Origin of the sequence: Maribacter sp. (assembly GCF_016744255.1) — a bacterium.
GTDB lineage: Bacteria > Bacteroidota > Bacteroidia > Flavobacteriales > Flavobacteriaceae > Maribacter_B.
The window spans coordinates 1-18,545 of sequence record NZ_JADGES010000070.1 but is presented as its reverse complement, the minus strand read 5'-3'; the positions used below and the strand labels follow the sequence as shown (position 1 = coordinate 18,545).

Here is an 18,545-nt window from a genome sequence, read left to right as displayed (position 1 = left end):
AATAAAAACAGTCTTTTCAATGGCGTTCCCTAAAGGGCGGGCTTTCCGTTCTATCTTTCTTTCTTGAATATAAAAAATTCAAGAAAGAAAGGATGCCACTGCAATCCCTAACGCAAAAAATTTCATCTCTACACTTGTAGAGGTGAAATATTTACTCTATGTTTGTAGAGAACACTACAGACCTATAGAAAATGCCATTATCCAAAACCGAAGAAGAACTAATGAATATTCTATGGAAGCTTAATAAAGCTTTCATGAAAAATTTATTAGATTCCTATAAAGAACCAAAACCTGCCACCACAACTGTCGCTACGCTATTAAAACGAATGACAGACAAAGGATTTGTTGCTTATAATAGCTTTGGCAGATCTCGAGAATACTACCCTTTAGTTAAGAAAGAAGATTATTTTTCTAAGCATGTAAACGGGTTAATTAAGAATTTTTTCGACAATAGCGCTTCTCAATTTGCATCCTTCTTTACCAAAGAAACAGACTTAACTAAGGAGCAATTAGAGGACCTTAAGAGACTAATAGATTCGGAAATTAAAAAGAAATAAAAATGGAAACATACCTTCTAAAAACCATAGCTTGCATGGCCATTCTTTTAATTTTCTATAAGCTTTTATTAGAAAAGGAAAACATGCATGTGCTTAAACGTTTTTACTTACTAGGAGCCATTATTGCCTCGTTTTTAATACCTAGCATAGTTTTTATAGACTACGTAGAACTACCTGTAAGTAGTATCCCTATCGTAAATACTCTAAACCAAAACACCTTGTTAGTAACGGAAAACGTTCCAAATTTCAACAAAGCGAATATTCCATTGGTTTTTACCACGATATACATTGCAGGTGTACTCCTATTTGGGTTTCGTTTCTGCAAGAACCTTATACAAATCTTAAAACGTATTACAAACAACACAAAGCTACAGACAGGAGCCTTCTTTAGAGTTTTACTACTAGAAGATATAACTCCGCATACTTTCTTTAGCTACATATTTTTAAATAAAACAAGATTTGAATCTAGCGCAATTCCAAAAGAAGTACTTCTCCATGAAGAAACACACGCTAAACAATACCACAGCATAGATGTTTTGTTCATTGAATTTTTACAAGTATTTATGTGGTTTAACCCTTTAATCTACCAATACAATAAAACCATTAAACTTAACCATGAGTTTTTAGCAGATTCTGCGGTACTTAAAAAGGATATAAAAACTACTTCCTATCAAAATACACTCCTATCATACTTATCTCCAGATAGCAAAAAAAAGTATCAGCCAACCTTGGCTAATGCCATCAATTATTCATCCATCAAAAAACGATTTACAGTCATGAAAAAACAAACATCAAAAAAATCGATTATCTTAAGAAGTACATTAATTATTCCTCTATTAGCACTTTTATTTTACAGTTTTAGTGAGAGACAAATTGTAGAAAAAGAAAGCGCGAACACGAACCTTTCCATACTACAACACAGTCCGCAAGAAGGAGCCACAGCAGAAGAAATATTAGAATATAATACGTTGGCTAAAAAATACAATGCAATTACAAAGAGTGGCCATATAATTATTAAAAAAAAGGAGGTGGATCGCATGTCTTATCTATATAGTATAATGACTAAAAAGGAACGTAAAAATACAGAACCTTACCCTACTATTCCACCAATGCCAGAACCACCTACCACCCCAAAAGTAAAAAAGGGAGAAATTAGTAATATTCCACCACCACCAGCTCCGAAATCTCCCTTAGACCATGTCATAGAAATGGCAAAAAAAGATGCCGGCTTTTATTATGAAGGAAATAAAATTTCTTCCGACAGAGCTATAGAATTAGTAAAAACCAACAAAAATTTAAATATAGATTCTCGACGTTCCAATACCGGTAAACCAACCGTGAAAATATCTATAAAACCAATCCATATTAAATAACAAATTCCAATTTCTTTAAAAAAAAAGCCTTCAATTTAGAAGGCTTTTTTTGTAACATTATTTCTCGCCCAGCGTCCAATACTATTCATCAATCCATCACTCAATCATGTTACAGCAATTCTTCATCCTCTGCTCTGGAGCAGATTCTTCTATTTTAAAAACCTGTTCCAATGGAGAACAGAATAAATATGCAGGCATTGGAGCTACGATTTTCTTTACTGCAATTATGGCTTTTATAGCAAGTTCCTATGCTTTGTATACTGTTTTTGGTTCTATGTATACATCTATATCTTTCGGTGTAATTTGGGGGCTCATAATTTTTAACCTAGATAGGTTCATTGTTTCTACCATAAAAAAAAGAGACCATTTTAAAACAGAATTTCTACAAGCTATTCCAAGGATAATTCTAGCAGTTATAATAGCCATAGTAATTTCTAAACCTTTAGAAGTAAAAATTTTCGAGAAAGAAATAAATCAGGTTTTATTAGAACAAAAAAACGAGCTCTCTCTTGCTAATCAGCAACAAATATTACAACAATATACGCCTGAAATAGTAACTTTAGAAAAAAATACTGCGCAATTAAAAAACGAGATAATCATAAAAGAAAAAGAAACAAATGCTTTATACAATATCTATATTACAGAAGCAGAAGGCACTGCAGGAACCAATCTACTAGGCAAAGGACCTGTTTATGAAGAAAAAAGAGAAAAACACGATGCTTCTTTAACCGAATTACAGCAATTAAAACAAAAGAACAATCAAAAAATTGCGCGTATAGAAACCCAAATTACTACCTTAAAAAAAGAGTATAACAACAACGTAATTAATTCGCAACCGATAATTGACGGTTTTGATGGGCTTATGGCAAGAATAAATGCATTAAACAAACTTCCCTGGCTCCCTTCTTTCTTTATTTTTTTGCTTTTTTTAGCTATTGAAACGGCACCTATTATTGCTAAATTAATTGCTCCAAAAGGAGAATATGATTGGAAATTAAAAGAACAAGAAAATACTATTAAAACATGGATAACCCAAAAAGTAAACCAACGAAATCAGGTGCTAGAGACAGATACCATTCTTAACCATAGAGTTTATTCGGAAATACAAGAAGAAGAGGACGTTTATGCTTATAAAAAGAAGAAAGCGCAAGAGCTTTTGAAAAGACAAGCAGATGCCTTTCATGACATGCAAATGAAACAAATATAAAGAGGACCTGTCTTTATATAAAACAGGTCCTCTGGGTAAAATTTGGGGAAACTACCGCTAATACTATTTTTTGTTCGTTATAATGTCCTCAAAATAATAGCATTATTAGAAAACTTAATCTCGCATATTTGATACACTTTTTTTTCTTTGTTATTTAAAATAAAGCCTGTATACTTCTTTTTTTTCTTTGCTTCCATAGTTTGGGTTTTTGGTTACATCAAAGATACTTTAATCCTAAAAATCTTTAACCAAATTTAGCCCGACAACCATTTTCTGTAGTTGAATCACTTTCCCCAAAAGGTAAAATAAAAGTGCACTAATGATTTAACAAAGTGCACTTTTCAAAACCAACTAATTACCTCGCTATCAGGTATTGTAATGAAAAGCAATTTTAGCCAATTGCCCTACAATTTTTATAGAATCTTTCATAGATAGCTTAGATCCATCGGCATGTACCCACCTCTTTAAAGGCTGTTCGCAGATTAAACTCTGTACATTTTTCTTTCCATAATGCTTGCGCATGCGCATAAATATTTCCACATCGAATAACCATCTAGTAATAAATTTTTTGGTGAACATATTTTCCACAATGTCCTTGTCCATTATTTTAGCCCCACATTGTGTATCGTTAAATGGCATACCAAGTATGGTTCTTATAATAAGGTTTATAGTCATACTAATAATCTTCCTTGCGGATTCTTTTGTAATATTAGCACCCATTCTACTCATTCTAGAGCCGCTTACAATTTTAAAATCCGAATTCTGTAATGTCTTTACTAAATCATCAAAATCTCTAAAATCTGTAGACAAATCGGCGTCTAAATAACCTATATAATCCAATTGAGAATCCTTCGCTAAATGCAAAACTCCCTGCCTTACCGCTTCGGCCTTTCCTCCATTCTTCTCGCAATCATAAATACTAATTGTATCCTCGTGCCCCTTTCTTAATTCATTTAACACTTCTAATGTCTTATCCGTACTACCATCATTTACAAAGCACAAATGGTACCCAAGATTCCTATGTGCAAAGTCTTTAAAATCTACGTCAGACAATCGTTCTTCCTCATTATAACAAGGTATCACTACTCCCACACAATATTCCTGTAACATTCTAGAAGAGCTCTCTTCTGTGTTTTTTACAGAAATCTTATTATCTCCTAAAATTCTTTTTACTCTGGCAGAAACTTCATTTAAACTTACTGGCTTTTTCATATAATCATCAATACCAAGATCAAAACCATCCATAATTACGTTTTCATCTGTATTACCAGACATAACCATTATAGGTATCTTAGATTTTTGATTTACACGAATAAACTTTACCACTTCTAAACCAGACATATCTGGCATATTAATATCAACGATAACCAAATCTGGTTTAAAAGATTCAAATAGCAATTTACCATCTGAGCCACAATCTGCCGTTTTGATATCATATCCTAACTCTAACAATCTCTTTTCCAAAGAAAGCAGTATTAGTTGTTGGTCATCAATAGCGAGAATTTTCATAAATACTTTGTTTAGGTACGAATTAAATCTTTAAGGATTATGTTCGCAAAATTTGGGTTGTTTTTTTAATTAGCACTACCTTTCTTAACCTAAATATACTTAGGCCATTTTATTTACTTTTCTTAAAATTTAAGCTCAAAAATAAATTATTTTGTAGGTAAATTCCTTCTTAAAACGTAAACTATTCTCCCTTTATTGTAATGTTCATCTCATATATTTTATTTATATCTTTATAGCCAATTTGATTCTTGCATAAACTTTGAAGAAAAAAACCAATACGCTTTTAATTTTAGCCTTAATTGTAGGCCTCGCATTTCATGGCTCTGCTATCTTTTTCACTTTAGAATCAACATACGATGCTTTAATACACTTATTCTTTGCGGATCATTACGCCGATAGTTGGTTTGATCCTTGGGAATATAGATGGTATACTGGTTTCACTGTACAGTCTTATCCTCCTTTAGTGCATCAAGTTATCGGTATTTTATCCTATATCGGGGGGTTAAAATTTGGAATGTATTCTGTTGCTCTAATTGCTATAGTTTTATTTATTACTGGTGTCTACCGCTATACGCTATTAATGACTGGTAGTCGAAGAATAGCTGGTTATGGAGCTGTATTAGCTGTTTTCTCCTCTACTTTCGTAGAGACCTTACACATCTTTGGCCAATTACCTAGTATCTCCGCATTGTCTATTTTACTACATGTCATGACCGAGATATATCTGTGGATTAAGACAGGTAAAACTAAGTACTTTTTAACCTCCGTTTCCATGCTTGCGGTAACAGTAACATCGCACCATGTCACTCCTATTTTTGGTATGGTTTTCTTTATTGCCCCTTTAATAGGTATGGCTGTTATGGATGCCTCTCGAGAACGTGTAAATTCTTACAAAGAACTTTCCTTTAAAATTTTCTGGAATACAACTTTAAAACATTTTTGGAGAATTGCTAAATTCGGATTCAGTGCTATTTTTTTAATTGTGTTCTGTATTTTTCCTTATTGGTATAACTCCAAAAGAAACCCTATTACCCAAGTTGCTATTCCACATGGATCACGAGATAATTTCTTAGAGATAACCTCTTCGGGCCTTGTCTTTTTTATAATACCATGGGGCATTTTTCTTTTTGTATTACCTTATTTCTTTTACAGATTTTTTAGTAAACGTTATGTTTTCTTTGGGCTATCTTTTGCTTTGTTAACTATTTTAGGAACCGGAGGAACAACGCCTATTCCGTTAATGATGTTGGGAGAAACTGCTTTCAATATTCTTACTTTAGATCGGTTTACTCTATGGGCAACCATAATGGCCTTACCCATTTTTGCTGAATTCGCCTATAGAATGGTGGAAGGGGATTTAAAAGTTTTGGTACAGGAAAAATTCGGAGCAGTATACCATAGAGTTTTAGGAGGACTAATTGCCGGTGGCATGCTTTTTATGGTGCTATTTACTATGACCTTAGGCTATTTTAGACCCTCGCAGCCAGCAAAAATTAAAATGTTACCAATTGTTAACTTTCTTGGAGCAGATTCCCATGATTCTTGGCGCTATTTGCCTTTAGGGTTTGGTGATCAAATGGCATGGCTCTCTGCTCAAACTAATGCGATGACTGTGGATGGAAATTACCATTCCGCAAGAAGACTTCCTGAACTCACCACAAGAGCTATTGAACGTATAGAAAATTCAAAATTTAGAGGAGTAGAAGGTATTGGCTCCTTACAGCAATTCCTAACCGTACCAGAAAAATATAATTTAAAATACATTTTTTCTAACGATAAATTTTACGACCCCATTTTATACTACTGCGGCTGGCAACGGCTACAACAACTAGAAAATGGTATTATGGTATGGGAAAAACTAAACGTTCCTCCCATACCCCAAATTATGCCTAAGGAGGACGTGCCTACTATCATGAAAATAATGTGGGGAATTATCCCTCTTTCTACAGTCCTCATCGCCTTTATAATAAACATACAACTCATTTGGGTTAGGCTATTAAAATCTAGAAAAATAGAGGCCCCATCTTTTATGAAGTTAGAATTACCCTATAATAAATTCTCTCCTAAACTTCTCCTTTTTTCCCATTGGTGGGCTTTAGTTGTTTTAATTTGCTTAGGATACGGAATGTACCTATTCTATGTAAAAAATGTGACGCAACTTTCTCCCAACAATGTAGTAGAGTCGTATTATGATGCGCTTGATTTTAAAGAATTTTCTAGAGCTCATTCCTATTTAGACCCAGAAAGCAATGTAGATATTGCACAATACATGTTAGAAGTATCTGTAACAGACGGCATACTAAGTTCGTATGCTAAAATGGATTCCTTAGGTATAGAAATCTACGACGAAACCCCTACTAGTGCCAAAGCAAAAGTTGCTACAAGGTGGATTACCCCTTTAGAGAATCTGTATAGCAGCGATTTTCATCAACTTATAAAACGTAATAACAAATGGTATTTAAAACCTTCTAAATTTGATAATGATATTCCTCCGGATCAACTTTTTACGGCAAACGGAACCACTTTTTACAATCACGGGCGAAGAAAAATAACAACACAAGAAACCTATCATGAAGATGTTCTAAAACAGCCTGTTTTAGAGATTCTGACCGCCAAGTTGGTTAAAAACAAAGGACAATATAGCATTATTGGAGAACTACAAAACGTAGACAATATACCTGCCGATGTAGTTATTAAAGCTACCCTATATAACGACAACAATAAAGAACTGGCAAATTATAATGCTAAATACCATATGAAGCATAAATTAATGCCCAAAGAAACTACGGCTTTTAAAATAAATTTTGAAGGAATAGCATGGTCGTCTACTAAAGATACCCTTCCTCCTACTTTTGATCCCGATCAATTTACACCTATTAATTTTGAAGAGCAACCCACTAAATTTAATCTACAATCTGCAGGAAACGTAGCCAATACCGATTTATACAAACATGTAGCTCTTCAAGATTTAGAACATACCGAAAGAGGTTTTAATGGCGTGCTTTTTAATTCTGGTGTGCAAGAAGTTACTATTCCGCAACTTATCGTTTCCTACTACAATAAAGAGAACGAATTAATTTGGGTAGACCATTCTTTTATTCCAGAAGGAGTACGTATCCAGCGAAAACAATTTTTTAATTATAAACCTTTAGAATTAGATAGTCTAGAAGTAATAAATAGTAGTTTAAAAAACTGCTTTGTAAATGGCTTACCTAATGCCACAATAGCAGACAAAATATTTCCTAATAGAGATTATAGTCACGGTCCCAGTCAAACCCAACCTTACGACGGAAATGGCTTTAATTCTTTAAAATTTGAAATAAACAGCTATATAGGCAACCCTAAATAATATGGATAAATCTATTTTAATACTTCTTAGTTTTATACTACTGAGTTGCTCTTCTAAAAAAGAAGAACCACCCAAAGAGCTTCCTTTGATAAAGGCTGAGCTTATAGCTATAAAAGAGAATTATATTGCCGGTGATTCCATCGTTTTAAAATTCAAAACAGATGTTGCTGCACCTAATATTAAACTACATCTTAAAAATGCTTTTGGAACCATTTTATTAAAGAGTAAATTATCACACAATTTTCTAAACTTCTACATTCCCAATAATTTCACGAGAAAAGCCGGAGAATGTCATTGGAAATTAATTCAAGAAAAAACTACTCTTTTAAAAGGAGGTTTTAGCATTAAAACAACTGCTCCAAAAGGCACAAAAATAGAGACTTATTTTGGCCCTCGAAGTATTACTGCTGGCAACAATGATTTTTCCATGCTAATTATTGCTCCTACTGATATTTATGACAATACAGTTAATCCAGGAACGGAAGTAATTATAAAATCTCAATTTTTAGAAACCATATCAGAACTTAAAGTTCCTACAAACAATTTAATTGCTTGGCACAATGTTAGATCCACTCTAAAATCTGGAAGAATCTTAGTAACCTCTCATTGCAATGAAACCAAATCTAAAGAGCTTACGACCATTGTTTTTCCTTCAAACGCAACAGATTTTAGTATAAGCACATCTAGCGCTCATGATTTTGCAGATGGGAACCAAATACTTCATTTAAAATCAGATATTATAAAAGATAAATATAACAATGTCGTAAGCGATGGTACCCTAGTTACTTTTATGATTAAGGATCAAAAAGGTTCTTCTCTATTCACTATAGGCACAACTTTAAATGGGATTGTAAAGGCGAGAACATTACACCCTTCAGAAGCCTCTAATTGGAAAATACAAGCATTTATTACAGGAGCGGCGGAAAGTAGCATTATTGAGGTAAACTTTAGAACAGCAATAGCAGACTATTCTGTACATTTTTCAAAAGGCAACAGAAATATTGATATTGGTCCTTTTGAAAGTTTTATGAAACAATTAGTACCCGATGGAGTTTTAGTACAGTTAGACATCTATGATTCCGAAGAGAAATTCATAGAGACTAAAAAAACAACTACGAAAAAAGGAAGTAGCACCTTTTTTATAAGTCCCGAATATCTACCTAATGGAAATTACAAATTAGTTTTTAAAGCCGCAGGAATCACTAAAGAATTTACAAAAAAAATACATGGCTATTAAATTAAATAAAACAATATACAGAACTATAATCATTATTACCTTCATTGGATTAAATGCACTTGTCCTGTATGGTATTGGTGCTGCTTGGGCATTTTTAAACACAGGTGCCGACCGCACATCTATGTTACATTTAGAAGTGCCAATGGACGAAGTTTATAGACCAAATTTAGAATGGATCAACTTAGATAATCCGGGTAGGCCCATAGAAGAACAAACTGTAGGAGAAATAACCAACGATTATATGAATGCTTGGCATGTAAGAAACATTGCTTACAAAAAGAATGATTACTATGGGATTGAAGATTTTTATACCGATAGTGCCCGAACAAGATTATATGCCAATATAGACTTAAATGTAAAAAATGATAATTGGTACAAAAGAACTACCCTAAACCATAAATCTGATTTAGATTTTTATAGCGCAGATGGAACCATGGTAGTTTTTAAAGATTACAACGTTGAGGAATATCAAGAAATTTACCAAGGAGAACAGTTATTATTTACTGAAAAGGATACTACTAGTTACCACGTAATGATGCTCTTAGAAGATGGATTTTGGAGAATTAGACATTTAAATGAAATTCCTTCTATTGCAGATACTACCAAAACAGAACCAAGAAACATAACCAAAAACATAAAAAAAATAGAAAATCTAAAAGGAATCAACTATTATCCTAAAGACTCGCCTTGGGATACTTTTGGCAAGCGTTTTAACGATACCATTATTAGAGACGATTTTAAGATTATTGAGAATATGGGGCTTAACACCATTCGTATTTTTATACAGTATGAAGATTTTGGAAAAAGTAGAGTTAATTACAAAAAAATAAATCTCCTAAAAAAAATTCTTGATGCCGCTCACGACCATAATTTAGATGTTTTAATTACTTTATTTGATTTTTATGGCGATTACGATGTATCTAACTGGACGCTTACACACCGCCATGCTCAGGAGATTGTAAATGCAGTAAAAGACCACCCAGCTTTATTGGCTTGGGATATAAAAAATGAACCCGATTTAGATTTTAATTCTAGAGGAAAACTTCGTGTATTGAGCTGGTTAGAACAAATGATTGAAAACATTAAAAAATGGGACAGAAACCACCCTGTAACTATAGGTTGGTCCTCACCAGAAGCCGGAGTAGAACTAGCAGCTAAGGTAGATTTCATTTCTTATCATTATTATAGAGAAATCCACAAGTACAAAGAAGCTCACAATAAATTAAGATCTATTGTACCCACAAAACCTAAATTATTGCAAGAATATGGTATGTCTTCTTATAAAGGGCTTTGGAATTTATACCGAGGAGCCAATGAAGAAGGGCAACTAGAGTATTATAAAGAAATGCAAAAAACACTTAAGGAAGAAAATATCCCATATATGTTTTGGACTTTATATGATTTTGAAAAAGTACCTAGTTCTGTTGCAGGAAGTTTACCTTGGAAGACTAAAAAACAGCACTTTTTTGGATGCCTAGATTCTTTAGGAAATAAAAAGCCCGCATACTATGAATTAGTATCTAAAAAGGAGAGCAACCCTTAAGTTACTCCCCTTTAATTAACTATACCTAACCTTAATCTAAATTATGTTATGTTATGTTTCTAATTCGCTAATGTTTTTTGGCAAATCAAGTTCAAATCCTTCAGATTTCGAAAGTTTAATAGCTTTAAAGTACTCCACGTACATTCTTGTAATTTCAGACATTGGCAAGGAGCATGCAGCTTTATAATTAGTTTTACCTAATTGTATTCTATATGCTTCATTAGCTATAATTTTTTCAATAGCATTGGCTAAAGACATTGTGTCTAATGGATCGAAAAATTCTCCAGTATACCCTTCTTCTCTAACAAGAATACTTAAATCTCCCAAATCTGGTAATACAACTGCATTACCATAACTACCTGCTTGGTGTAAAACACCAGAACTGCCTGTAGTTGAAGTATATGGAAATACGGTAACTGCACTCTCTCCAAATAAACCAGGAACATCTTCTTCTGCAACATATCCTGTAAATCTAATTTGGGGTACATGGCTATATTTTTCTTTCATCGAATCTAAGTAACCAGGGGTATTTGGACTATCTGTACCAGCGATTACAATTTCTATATCTTCAGAAGATCTTGCCCTAATTAATTCCACAGCCTCTATTAAAATTTCTACTTTTTTATAGGTACCGAACTTTCCGAAGGCCATAACTTGTTTGGGTCCTAAAGGTAATTGAAAACTAGGCTCTGGTGGCGTTTCAAAAGAGCCATGTGGTATTAATGCTATATTACGAGCTTTATACTTCTGTTCTAAAATTGTTACATATTTACTGATTGTTACAGCAAGTATATCCGATGCTAAAACAAAACGTGTTAAGGTAGTACCTATAAAATTATATGCCTTTTGCAAGAGTTTATTTTTAGTAAATCCGGCATTTTCAAGATCTACTTGTTCTAGTATATTATGTAGTAATGAAATAGTAGGGATTCCTTTATACCTACAATACATGGGTAACATTAACCCTAAAGCTGCAGGGATTTTTTTATCTCCAAACTTCAAAAATTGCAAATTGAATAAAACGGCATCGGGTTTTGTTTTAGAAATAGTCTTACTAATACTTAGCAAGTTTGTATAACTATTAAATTTCCAGCTTTGTTCTACCGTTATTTTACATCCATCTTCTTTAAAGTCTAAATCTTTTGGTTCTTCGGTATAGTCACAAATCAAAACTAATTCTGTTACCTCTTCTTGTAGTCTAAAATGTTTAACCAAATAATAAGCATATTCAGTCAATGTAACTTTACTGGGAGGGTATGCTGTAACAATTGCTAATTTCATGTTTTGGGGTTTAAGTATAATTTGAGGCCTGTATTTATGACGCCTTTAAGGGTGCATTTTTCTTTCTTAAAAAGTATATAAGTTGTACTACTAACAAAATAGACATTGCTATAATTTGCATATGCACTACCATTTCTAAATTCTCATGAAAAAAAGCTACTAAGAATATTTGTGACATTCCAAGTACACCAGAAAGTATAACTGGAACATAATGGTCTAAGGATAAAAAGTAATAAGCAAATATGTTAGATATTGCAAATAGAGAAGTAGCCAAAGCATACTGCCATAATAATTGGGCAACCGATACGTATGCATCCCCAAACATTAAGGTAATTATTAGGTCTGGAAACAAGTAACAAACCACAACGATTAGTGTAGATAGCAACCCTATATAGGATACATATTTAAACAAAATAGGTGCTGTAGGCTCTCCGTCCTTTTGTTTTTGCACCACTGTTGGCAATAATAACATTACAAACATCCATGCTACGAAATAAACAACTCTTCCTATCAATGCTAATGAGGCATACAAACCAGCATCAACAGCATCAAAATAATGCTTTACCAATAAAACATCACTATTATTAATTATAATTTGAGTAAGCTCATAACAAGCCGTAAGCAAAATAAACTGGGAAACTCTTTTTGCATTTTCTGGTTCCATAGCTGTTGCCTTTTTTAAAGACAACCCCTTTACATCTGAAGGAAATAAGCCAAAAAGGAAAGATATTAAAATACCCAAAGCAACTAAAACACCGGGTTTTAGCGGAACAAGATAAATTAAAGCAACAGTAATTAAAAGCCTACTCCACATCTCTGTCTGGTAGGTAATAGAGAGTTTACTAAACTTCAATTGCCCTTGAAAGGCTCCTCTATTTACACTCATAAAAAAATAACAAGGAATTCCAATTGCAAATATTACAAACATCCAATGACTTTCCGTATTGAAAAGAATTTGTAATTTTTTGGAAAAGACCAAAATTAACACGCCGACAACAAAGCCAAAAACACTTGCTTGTTTATAAATTTTATTTCTAAAACTCTCCCATTCTTTATCTTTAAAAATTACAGCAAATTTTGCTGTTGCCAATTGAAAAGTCATACCCATAAATGAGAGCACCAATAATAAGGTTACCAACAAAGCTGCCTCTGCAAAAGCTGCTGGACCTAAAATTCTTCCCAAAAAAAGGTTATACAAATAGTTACCTCCATTTACAAGAAGTACGCTACCCATAAACCATTGTTCGGGTGATATTCTTTTTAAAGCAATTTTAAACACGGTCATTACTTAAGATATAATGAGTTTTAGTATTCTGCATCATATTTGCAATCTTCTTATTTTGTCTTCCAATAATCGATATTACCTTATTTTTAAGGCTTGCGTTTTTATATAAACGTTCTAGCATAAAAGCTCCACTGGTATCCATTGCCTCCACCTTTTCAATATTTAAAGTAATTTTATCCGAGGAATGCATTATGGACTCTAAATAATTTTTAACGGATGCCATATTCTGAGAAGAGATGTTTCCTACTATTTCAAACATGCCACTTTTTTCTTTAATTTCTATTGCCATAACTATTTTTAGGTTAGAGTTTATTTACGCACTGCTTATATAAAACAGTATATTAATAACGCCATTTCATTTTTTTATTGTAAGATTTTTCTTCTTTTTAATTTTAAATAACTATAATTCATTGTTTTATAGGGATTTAAGATAACAATTGTTTTATATACTAGGTTACGAGTATCGTACGTCTATGAAAATATATTTCAAAAAAAAATACTTTAATTCTTAACCAAAACCCCAAAACAACCCATTATACATACTATTAACGAATACATACTTAATATATATTTAAATAAAAAATGCGAATCTTAACGCATAATATCAAAAAACACACGTTATGTCATTGTAATAATTTACTTACTTTATTAAACATGTATAAATACGCTTTCATTTTATTATTTATAATCCCTTTATTTACAAGCGCTCAGAGCGATATGAGTAAAGGCTTTAAGCTTTTGGAAAATGGAAATTTTGAAAATGCCGAACAATTTTTTGAAGATTTTCTAAAAAGTAATCCTAATAACAAGACTGCTAGATTATGTTATGGGAGGGCTGTTGGGTTAAGTGGTGAACCTAAAAAAGCAAATTCATTATTCTCCGAGCTTCTTAAAGAAAATCCTGGAGATTTTGAAGTAGAAATTAATTATAACGAATCCTTTCTATGGGCCAAAGATTACGAATCAGCAAAACCCCTTTACAAAAAGTTGGTAGCAGATTACCCCGACAAATTTGGAGCTGTATTAGGCTATGCAAATACGCTAAGTAATTTAAAAGAATATAAACTAGCTTTAGAATGGGTTGACAAAGCAATTGCCTTAGACCCTGAAAATAAAAGTGCTTTAGTTTCTAAAAAATATATGAGACTAGGATACGCAAACGCGTATGTAAATAATCAACAATACGGTAAAGGAGAAGCATATTTACAAAAAATATTTTCTGATTTCCCAGAAGATAAAGATGCATTGCAAAATTTAGCGAATCTGTATTTAATAATTAAAAATGTAGAAAAAGCCAAAGCAACTTATAAAAGATACGCTACCAATGCCAAAGATTCTATTGTAGCTTTAAATGGTATTGCTTTAGCGGAACATATTGGGGAACAGGATAAAACTGCTTTGAAAATTGCTAAAAAAGCAAAAAAAGAAGTTTTGAAAGTTAAAGATACTGCATTAACAGAGCAAACATATAATAGATATGTGCAAGCTTTAATATGGAATCATAAATACAAAAAAGCTCAAATACAAATAGATAGCTTAAAGCAAGTAAACCCAAATAGAAATTGGATAATGGCTCTTGATGCTACTATAGGAATGTATATGGCCAACTTTAAAAAGAGTATAAACAACTATGACAAAATATTAGCAAACGATAGTGCTTCTTTTGATGGCAACTTAGGAAAGGCTAATGCCTTATTTGCATCAGATAAAATTATTCCGGCATATAAAGCTGCCAAACAAACTCTTGTTATTTATAAAAAACAGAAGGATGCCACTAACTTTATTGAAAAATTAGATTTATCATTTACACCTAACGTAGAGGAACACGCTACCTATACTTTTGACAATGGCAATAATACAGCCTACTCAAGTACAACAACTGCGCAATTAGCGTTATCTACTAAATTTTCATCTACCATTTCGTACCAATTTAGAACAACTGAAAATACGGTTACTTTAAACAAAGCAACATCTCATGTTATTATTGGCGGTTTAAAATACAAATTATTTCCAAAGACCAATATAAAAGCGGTATTCGGCGTAAACAAATCTATCTCTACAGAGACCTCTTTTGCGCAACCTGTTTTAGACATTAGATTGCAATTACAACCCTATATTCTTCAAAACTTAGATTTAATATATACTAGGGAGGTACAAAGTTTTAATGCAGATTTAATTGAAAGAGAAATAGTAATGAACCATTATGGTTTAACGTATAATATGGGAACAACTTTTAATCTAGGTTGGTACACTCAGCTTATATATACAGAACAAACAGATTCTAATGTACGTAATCTACTTTTTAGTTCTTTATATTACAATCTATTTAAAAAGCCTGCAACCAAAATAGGAATCAATTACCAATACTTAAGCTTTGCCGACCAGGTTCCTAGCATCTATTTTAGTCCATCTATTTACCAAGCTGTAGAAATATTCGCTGATGTAAGGGCTAAACTTTCGGACAAAACATTGTTTATGGCTAGTGCCGCTTCTGGTTATCAAAAAGTAGAAAAAGACCTAATGACTGTTATTTTTAGAGCAGAAACAGGAGTTCAACATCAATTCTCAAAAAGATTAAGTGGAAAGGTATATGGTAAATATAGTAATATTGCTTCTGCAACGGCTGCAGGGTTTCAATTTACAGAAATTGGTTTTAAAATAAAATGGTTATTCACTAAAAAACCATTATTCTATGCTAAACTTCAGAAACAAATAGAATTAAAATAACACCAAGACTAATTGCCGTTTTAATTACTTAAATATATGTGGAAGGAAATATTTGATGGGGGGAACACTAACAACCTTATTTCAACAAATTTAAATGTCGCATTAACTCTGGTTTATTAGATCTACTTATAGGAATTACACTTTTTTCTATTAACACACTATTATCTTCTATATCTATTATCTTAGTAAAATTGATGATATAAGATCGGTGAATTTGCAAAAAAATATCTTTAGGAAGTTTCTCTTTAATCTTCTTTAAAGTATTATGAACTTTATACTCTTTACTTTCTGTCTTTATCTTTATATAATCTCCTAAAGCCTGTATTAATAATATCTCATTAAACTTTAGCTTAATTAATCTTCTGTCTATATTAATAAAAAGTTCTCCAGAATTAATACTTGTATTAGATTCTATCTTATTTACAGCAGAATCATTAGCTATTGCAGTTTCTACTTTCTGTATAGATTTACTAAAGCGGTCTTTGGTTATTGGTTTCACCAAATAATCTACAATAGTATCATATTCATACGCCTGCAAAGCTAAATCTTTATCTGAAGTTATTAATACTACTTTAGGAGGAGCTTTTAAGGTCTCGACAAAATCGAAACCATTAAAACCAGGCATATGTATATCTAAAAAAACCACATCTACCATTTCTTTATTTAAAAACTTAATAGCTTCTATGGCACTAGAGAATTCGTCAACTACCTCCATACTCGAGATGTCTTTACATAATTTAGCAACTATTGCCCTGGCCGCAGCCTCATCGTCTACTATAATACATTTCATATTAAACCGTTAAAATATAATTTTCGATTACGTTTAAAATCTTTAAAAAATCGTCTTTCAATTTATGGCTTCCATATTTCAATTCTTCTTCATAAGCGACCGCTACGCGATACCCATTTTCTAATCCAAGAATATTCAATTTATGTTTAAGTTTATGCACAATTTCAGCTGTTGCAATAAAATCCTTGCGCCCTAAACAATCTATATAGTGTTGTTTTTCTACTGGAAATTCTCCTTTTACAATACCAAGGAATTTTTGTTCAAAAGCCCTGTCGTTGCCTGATAATTCTTTAATATATTTTAAATTTGGTTGCTCTGTAGCCATATCCCTATTTTTTAATGGTGAAGTAAAATACAGTTCCTTTTTCTAACTGCGATTCTAACCATATTTCACCTTGGTATATATTTATAATCTTCTTTACCAAGGCCAATCCTATACCAGTGGCATTAGCATTGTTTTCTAACTTCTTAAACATCGTAAATATGCTCTCTTGGTATTTCTCTGGAATGCCTTTTCCGTTATCCTTTACACTAAATTTCCAATAGTCTTTTTTATCTATTGCAGATATAGTTATTTCCCCCTTTAAAATTCCTTCTGTAGCTTTAACAGCATTGGTTAATAGATTTTTAAAAAGATATTCTAATTTATATTTGTCTTTATAAAGAACCGGTAAAGTACCTTCAATAATTATTTTGGTGTTTTCTGGAATAAAAATGGTGTTTTTTATTTCTTCTATTAAACTTGCAACTGGTATATTCGTTTTTTCCTCTTCATGTGCCTCTAAAGTAGCATGTCTTAAAATACCATCAATTAAGTTGTCTACTTTGGTTAGGTTCTGCGTAACTAATGAACAATTATATTTACTATCCTCAGAAAATTTATCATTCTCTTCTTCTGATATCCAACTCATAAGAGTATGCATGTTACGAATAGGAGATTTTAAATCGTGAGATACCATGTGCGCGTAATTGTTGAGGGACTCATTTTGTTCCTCTAAATCTTTAAGTAAATCATTCTTTTCAGCCGTTAATTGTAAAATTTTATCCGTTTGCACCTCTATTCTTGCTGCTAACTTAATTGGATCTACATCTTCATGATCAAAAAGTATTTCTTCCTCAGTTTCGTCCATTACATGCACCACCTTACTTAAGGAAACAAAAATCTTTTTCTGATTTTCTATTTTCCTAAGTAATTCAGCATTAACACCTGATAATTCTTTAGAGCTTATTGTTGTAGATCGTTGTATCATCTCTAACTTTTCATCGTTATTTTGATACGACCTACTAATGGCCTGCAAAAAAAAGTCCATCTCGGGCATTTCAGCTATTTCAGCTGATAAAAATTTTCTAATTTGTCTTTTTAATAAAGAATGCATTACTCGCTTATAAGTGTTAATGTCATGGTTTGGTTGTGTAATCTACATTTATCTTGTCCTGCAAAAGGAGCCATTTCGCCATAAGAATAAAAACCAGCTACTTTTGCTTGATCTCCTATGACTTCTATAACTTCTTCTACCTCTTCTTCTGTTCGTTGGTCCATAACCAACTTTCTTCCTACACAGCTAACTAATATAGCTAATTCTGGTTTAGTTTTTCTATTCCTCATTGCTAAAGATGCTGCTTTAGAAGCTCCTTCTGCGATATCGTCTACAGTAGACATCATCAGTTGAACAATGGATCCTTCTGG

General features: G+C 32.4%; 15 protein-coding genes. 7 read left to right on the top strand and 8 right to left on the bottom strand.

Translation table 11 applies throughout. The annotated features are described in order from the left end of the window. Nucleotides 1-191: 191 nt before the first annotated feature. The 3 genes from QZZ51_RS11900 (at nucleotide 192) to QZZ51_RS11890 (ending at nucleotide 3,137) form a co-directional block, all read left to right on the top strand. Nucleotides 192-557 carry a BlaI/MecI/CopY family transcriptional regulator gene (locus tag QZZ51_RS11900; protein ID WP_291869916.1) on the top strand — a complete coding sequence of 122 codons (366 nt, stop codon included), beginning with the start codon at nucleotides 192-194 and terminating at the stop codon, nucleotides 555-557. Nucleotides 558-559: 2 nt separating this feature from the next. Further along, on the top strand, nucleotides 560-1,930 hold the full coding sequence (locus QZZ51_RS11895; protein ID WP_291869914.1) for a M56 family metallopeptidase: 1,371 nt from the start codon (nucleotides 560-562) through the stop codon (nucleotides 1,928-1,930). A 106-nt stretch (nucleotides 1,931-2,036) separates the two neighbouring features. Beyond that, a complete protein-coding gene (locus QZZ51_RS11890) occupies nucleotides 2,037-3,137 on the top strand; it encodes a DUF4407 domain-containing protein (RefSeq protein WP_291869912.1) in 1,101 nt (366 codons plus the stop codon). A gap of 366 nt (nucleotides 3,138-3,503) precedes the next feature. Here the strand turns inward: QZZ51_RS11890 and QZZ51_RS11885 are convergent, their stop codons facing one another. Beyond that, nucleotides 3,504-4,646 (bottom strand): response regulator, encoded by a 1,143-nt coding sequence (locus QZZ51_RS11885; protein WP_291869910.1) that lies wholly within the window; start codon nucleotides 4,644-4,646, stop codon nucleotides 3,504-3,506. Nucleotides 4,647-4,905: 259 nt separating this feature from the next. On the opposite strand from QZZ51_RS11885, the gene QZZ51_RS11880 reads away from it, so the two are divergent. The 3 genes from QZZ51_RS11880 to QZZ51_RS11870 are packed head-to-tail and all read left to right on the top strand — an operon-like array spanning nucleotide 4,906 to nucleotide 10,775. Next, nucleotides 4,906-7,995 carry a hypothetical protein gene (locus QZZ51_RS11880; RefSeq protein WP_291869908.1) on the top strand — a complete coding sequence of 1,030 codons (3,090 nt, stop codon included), beginning with the start codon at nucleotides 4,906-4,908 and terminating at the stop codon, nucleotides 7,993-7,995. A 1-nt stretch (nucleotide 7,996) separates the two neighbouring features. Next, complete coding sequence (locus QZZ51_RS11875; protein WP_291869906.1) at nucleotides 7,997-9,232, top strand: hypothetical protein; 1,236 nt, start codon at nucleotides 7,997-7,999, stop codon at nucleotides 9,230-9,232. Further along, the gene (locus tag QZZ51_RS11870; RefSeq protein WP_291869904.1) at nucleotides 9,222-10,775 is read left to right on the top strand and encodes a glycoside hydrolase family 2 TIM barrel-domain containing protein; all 1,554 of its coding nucleotides are present in this window, start codon (nucleotides 9,222-9,224) and stop codon (nucleotides 10,773-10,775) included. Before QZZ51_RS11875 ends, QZZ51_RS11870 begins: the two co-directional genes overlap by 11 nt. Before the next feature lie 51 nt (nucleotides 10,776-10,826). On the opposite strand, the gene QZZ51_RS11865 is transcribed toward QZZ51_RS11870, so the two are convergent. Genes QZZ51_RS11865 through QZZ51_RS11855 form a run of 3 tightly spaced genes read right to left on the bottom strand, consistent with a single transcriptional unit; the run spans nucleotide 10,827 to nucleotide 13,630 of the window. After that, complete coding sequence (locus tag QZZ51_RS11865; protein ID WP_291869902.1) at nucleotides 10,827-12,056, bottom strand: glycosyltransferase; 1,230 nt, start codon at nucleotides 12,054-12,056, stop codon at nucleotides 10,827-10,829. A 34-nt stretch (nucleotides 12,057-12,090) separates the two neighbouring features. Then, nucleotides 12,091-13,341, bottom strand: a complete 1,251-nt coding sequence (locus QZZ51_RS11860; RefSeq protein WP_291869900.1) for an oligosaccharide flippase family protein — start codon at nucleotides 13,339-13,341, stop codon at nucleotides 12,091-12,093. Further along, on the bottom strand, nucleotides 13,328-13,630 hold the full coding sequence (locus QZZ51_RS11855; protein WP_291869898.1) for an STAS domain-containing protein: 303 nt from the start codon (nucleotides 13,628-13,630) through the stop codon (nucleotides 13,328-13,330). The genes QZZ51_RS11860 and QZZ51_RS11855 overlap by 14 nt, the downstream gene beginning before the upstream one ends. Nucleotides 13,631-13,995: 365 nt before the next feature. Here QZZ51_RS11855 and QZZ51_RS11850 point away from each other — a divergent pair, with 365 nt between their 5' ends. Beyond that, nucleotides 13,996-16,068, top strand: coding sequence for a tetratricopeptide repeat protein (locus tag QZZ51_RS11850; RefSeq protein WP_291869896.1), 2,073 nt, complete (start codon nucleotides 13,996-13,998; stop codon nucleotides 16,066-16,068). Nucleotides 16,069-16,144: 76 nt separating this feature from the next. Here QZZ51_RS11850 and QZZ51_RS11845 read toward each other — a convergent pair whose 3' ends face one another. From QZZ51_RS11845 to QZZ51_RS11830, 4 genes are all read right to left on the bottom strand, one after another. After that, nucleotides 16,145-16,858, bottom strand: coding sequence for a LytTR family DNA-binding domain-containing protein (locus QZZ51_RS11845; RefSeq protein WP_291869894.1), 714 nt, complete (start codon nucleotides 16,856-16,858; stop codon nucleotides 16,145-16,147). 1 nt (nucleotide 16,859) lies between these two features. Next, on the bottom strand, nucleotides 16,860-17,183 hold the full coding sequence (locus tag QZZ51_RS11840) for an Hpt domain-containing protein (protein WP_291869893.1): 324 nt from the start codon (nucleotides 17,181-17,183) through the stop codon (nucleotides 16,860-16,862). Between the two features lie 4 nt (nucleotides 17,184-17,187). Further along, a complete protein-coding gene (locus QZZ51_RS11835; protein ID WP_291869891.1) occupies nucleotides 17,188-18,234 on the bottom strand; it encodes an ATP-binding protein in 1,047 nt (348 codons plus the stop codon). Beyond that, the coding region (locus QZZ51_RS11830; protein WP_291869889.1) for an FIST C-terminal domain-containing protein at nucleotides 18,234-18,545 on the bottom strand (312 nt) is incomplete at its 5' end. The genes QZZ51_RS11835 and QZZ51_RS11830, both read right to left, overlap by 1 nt.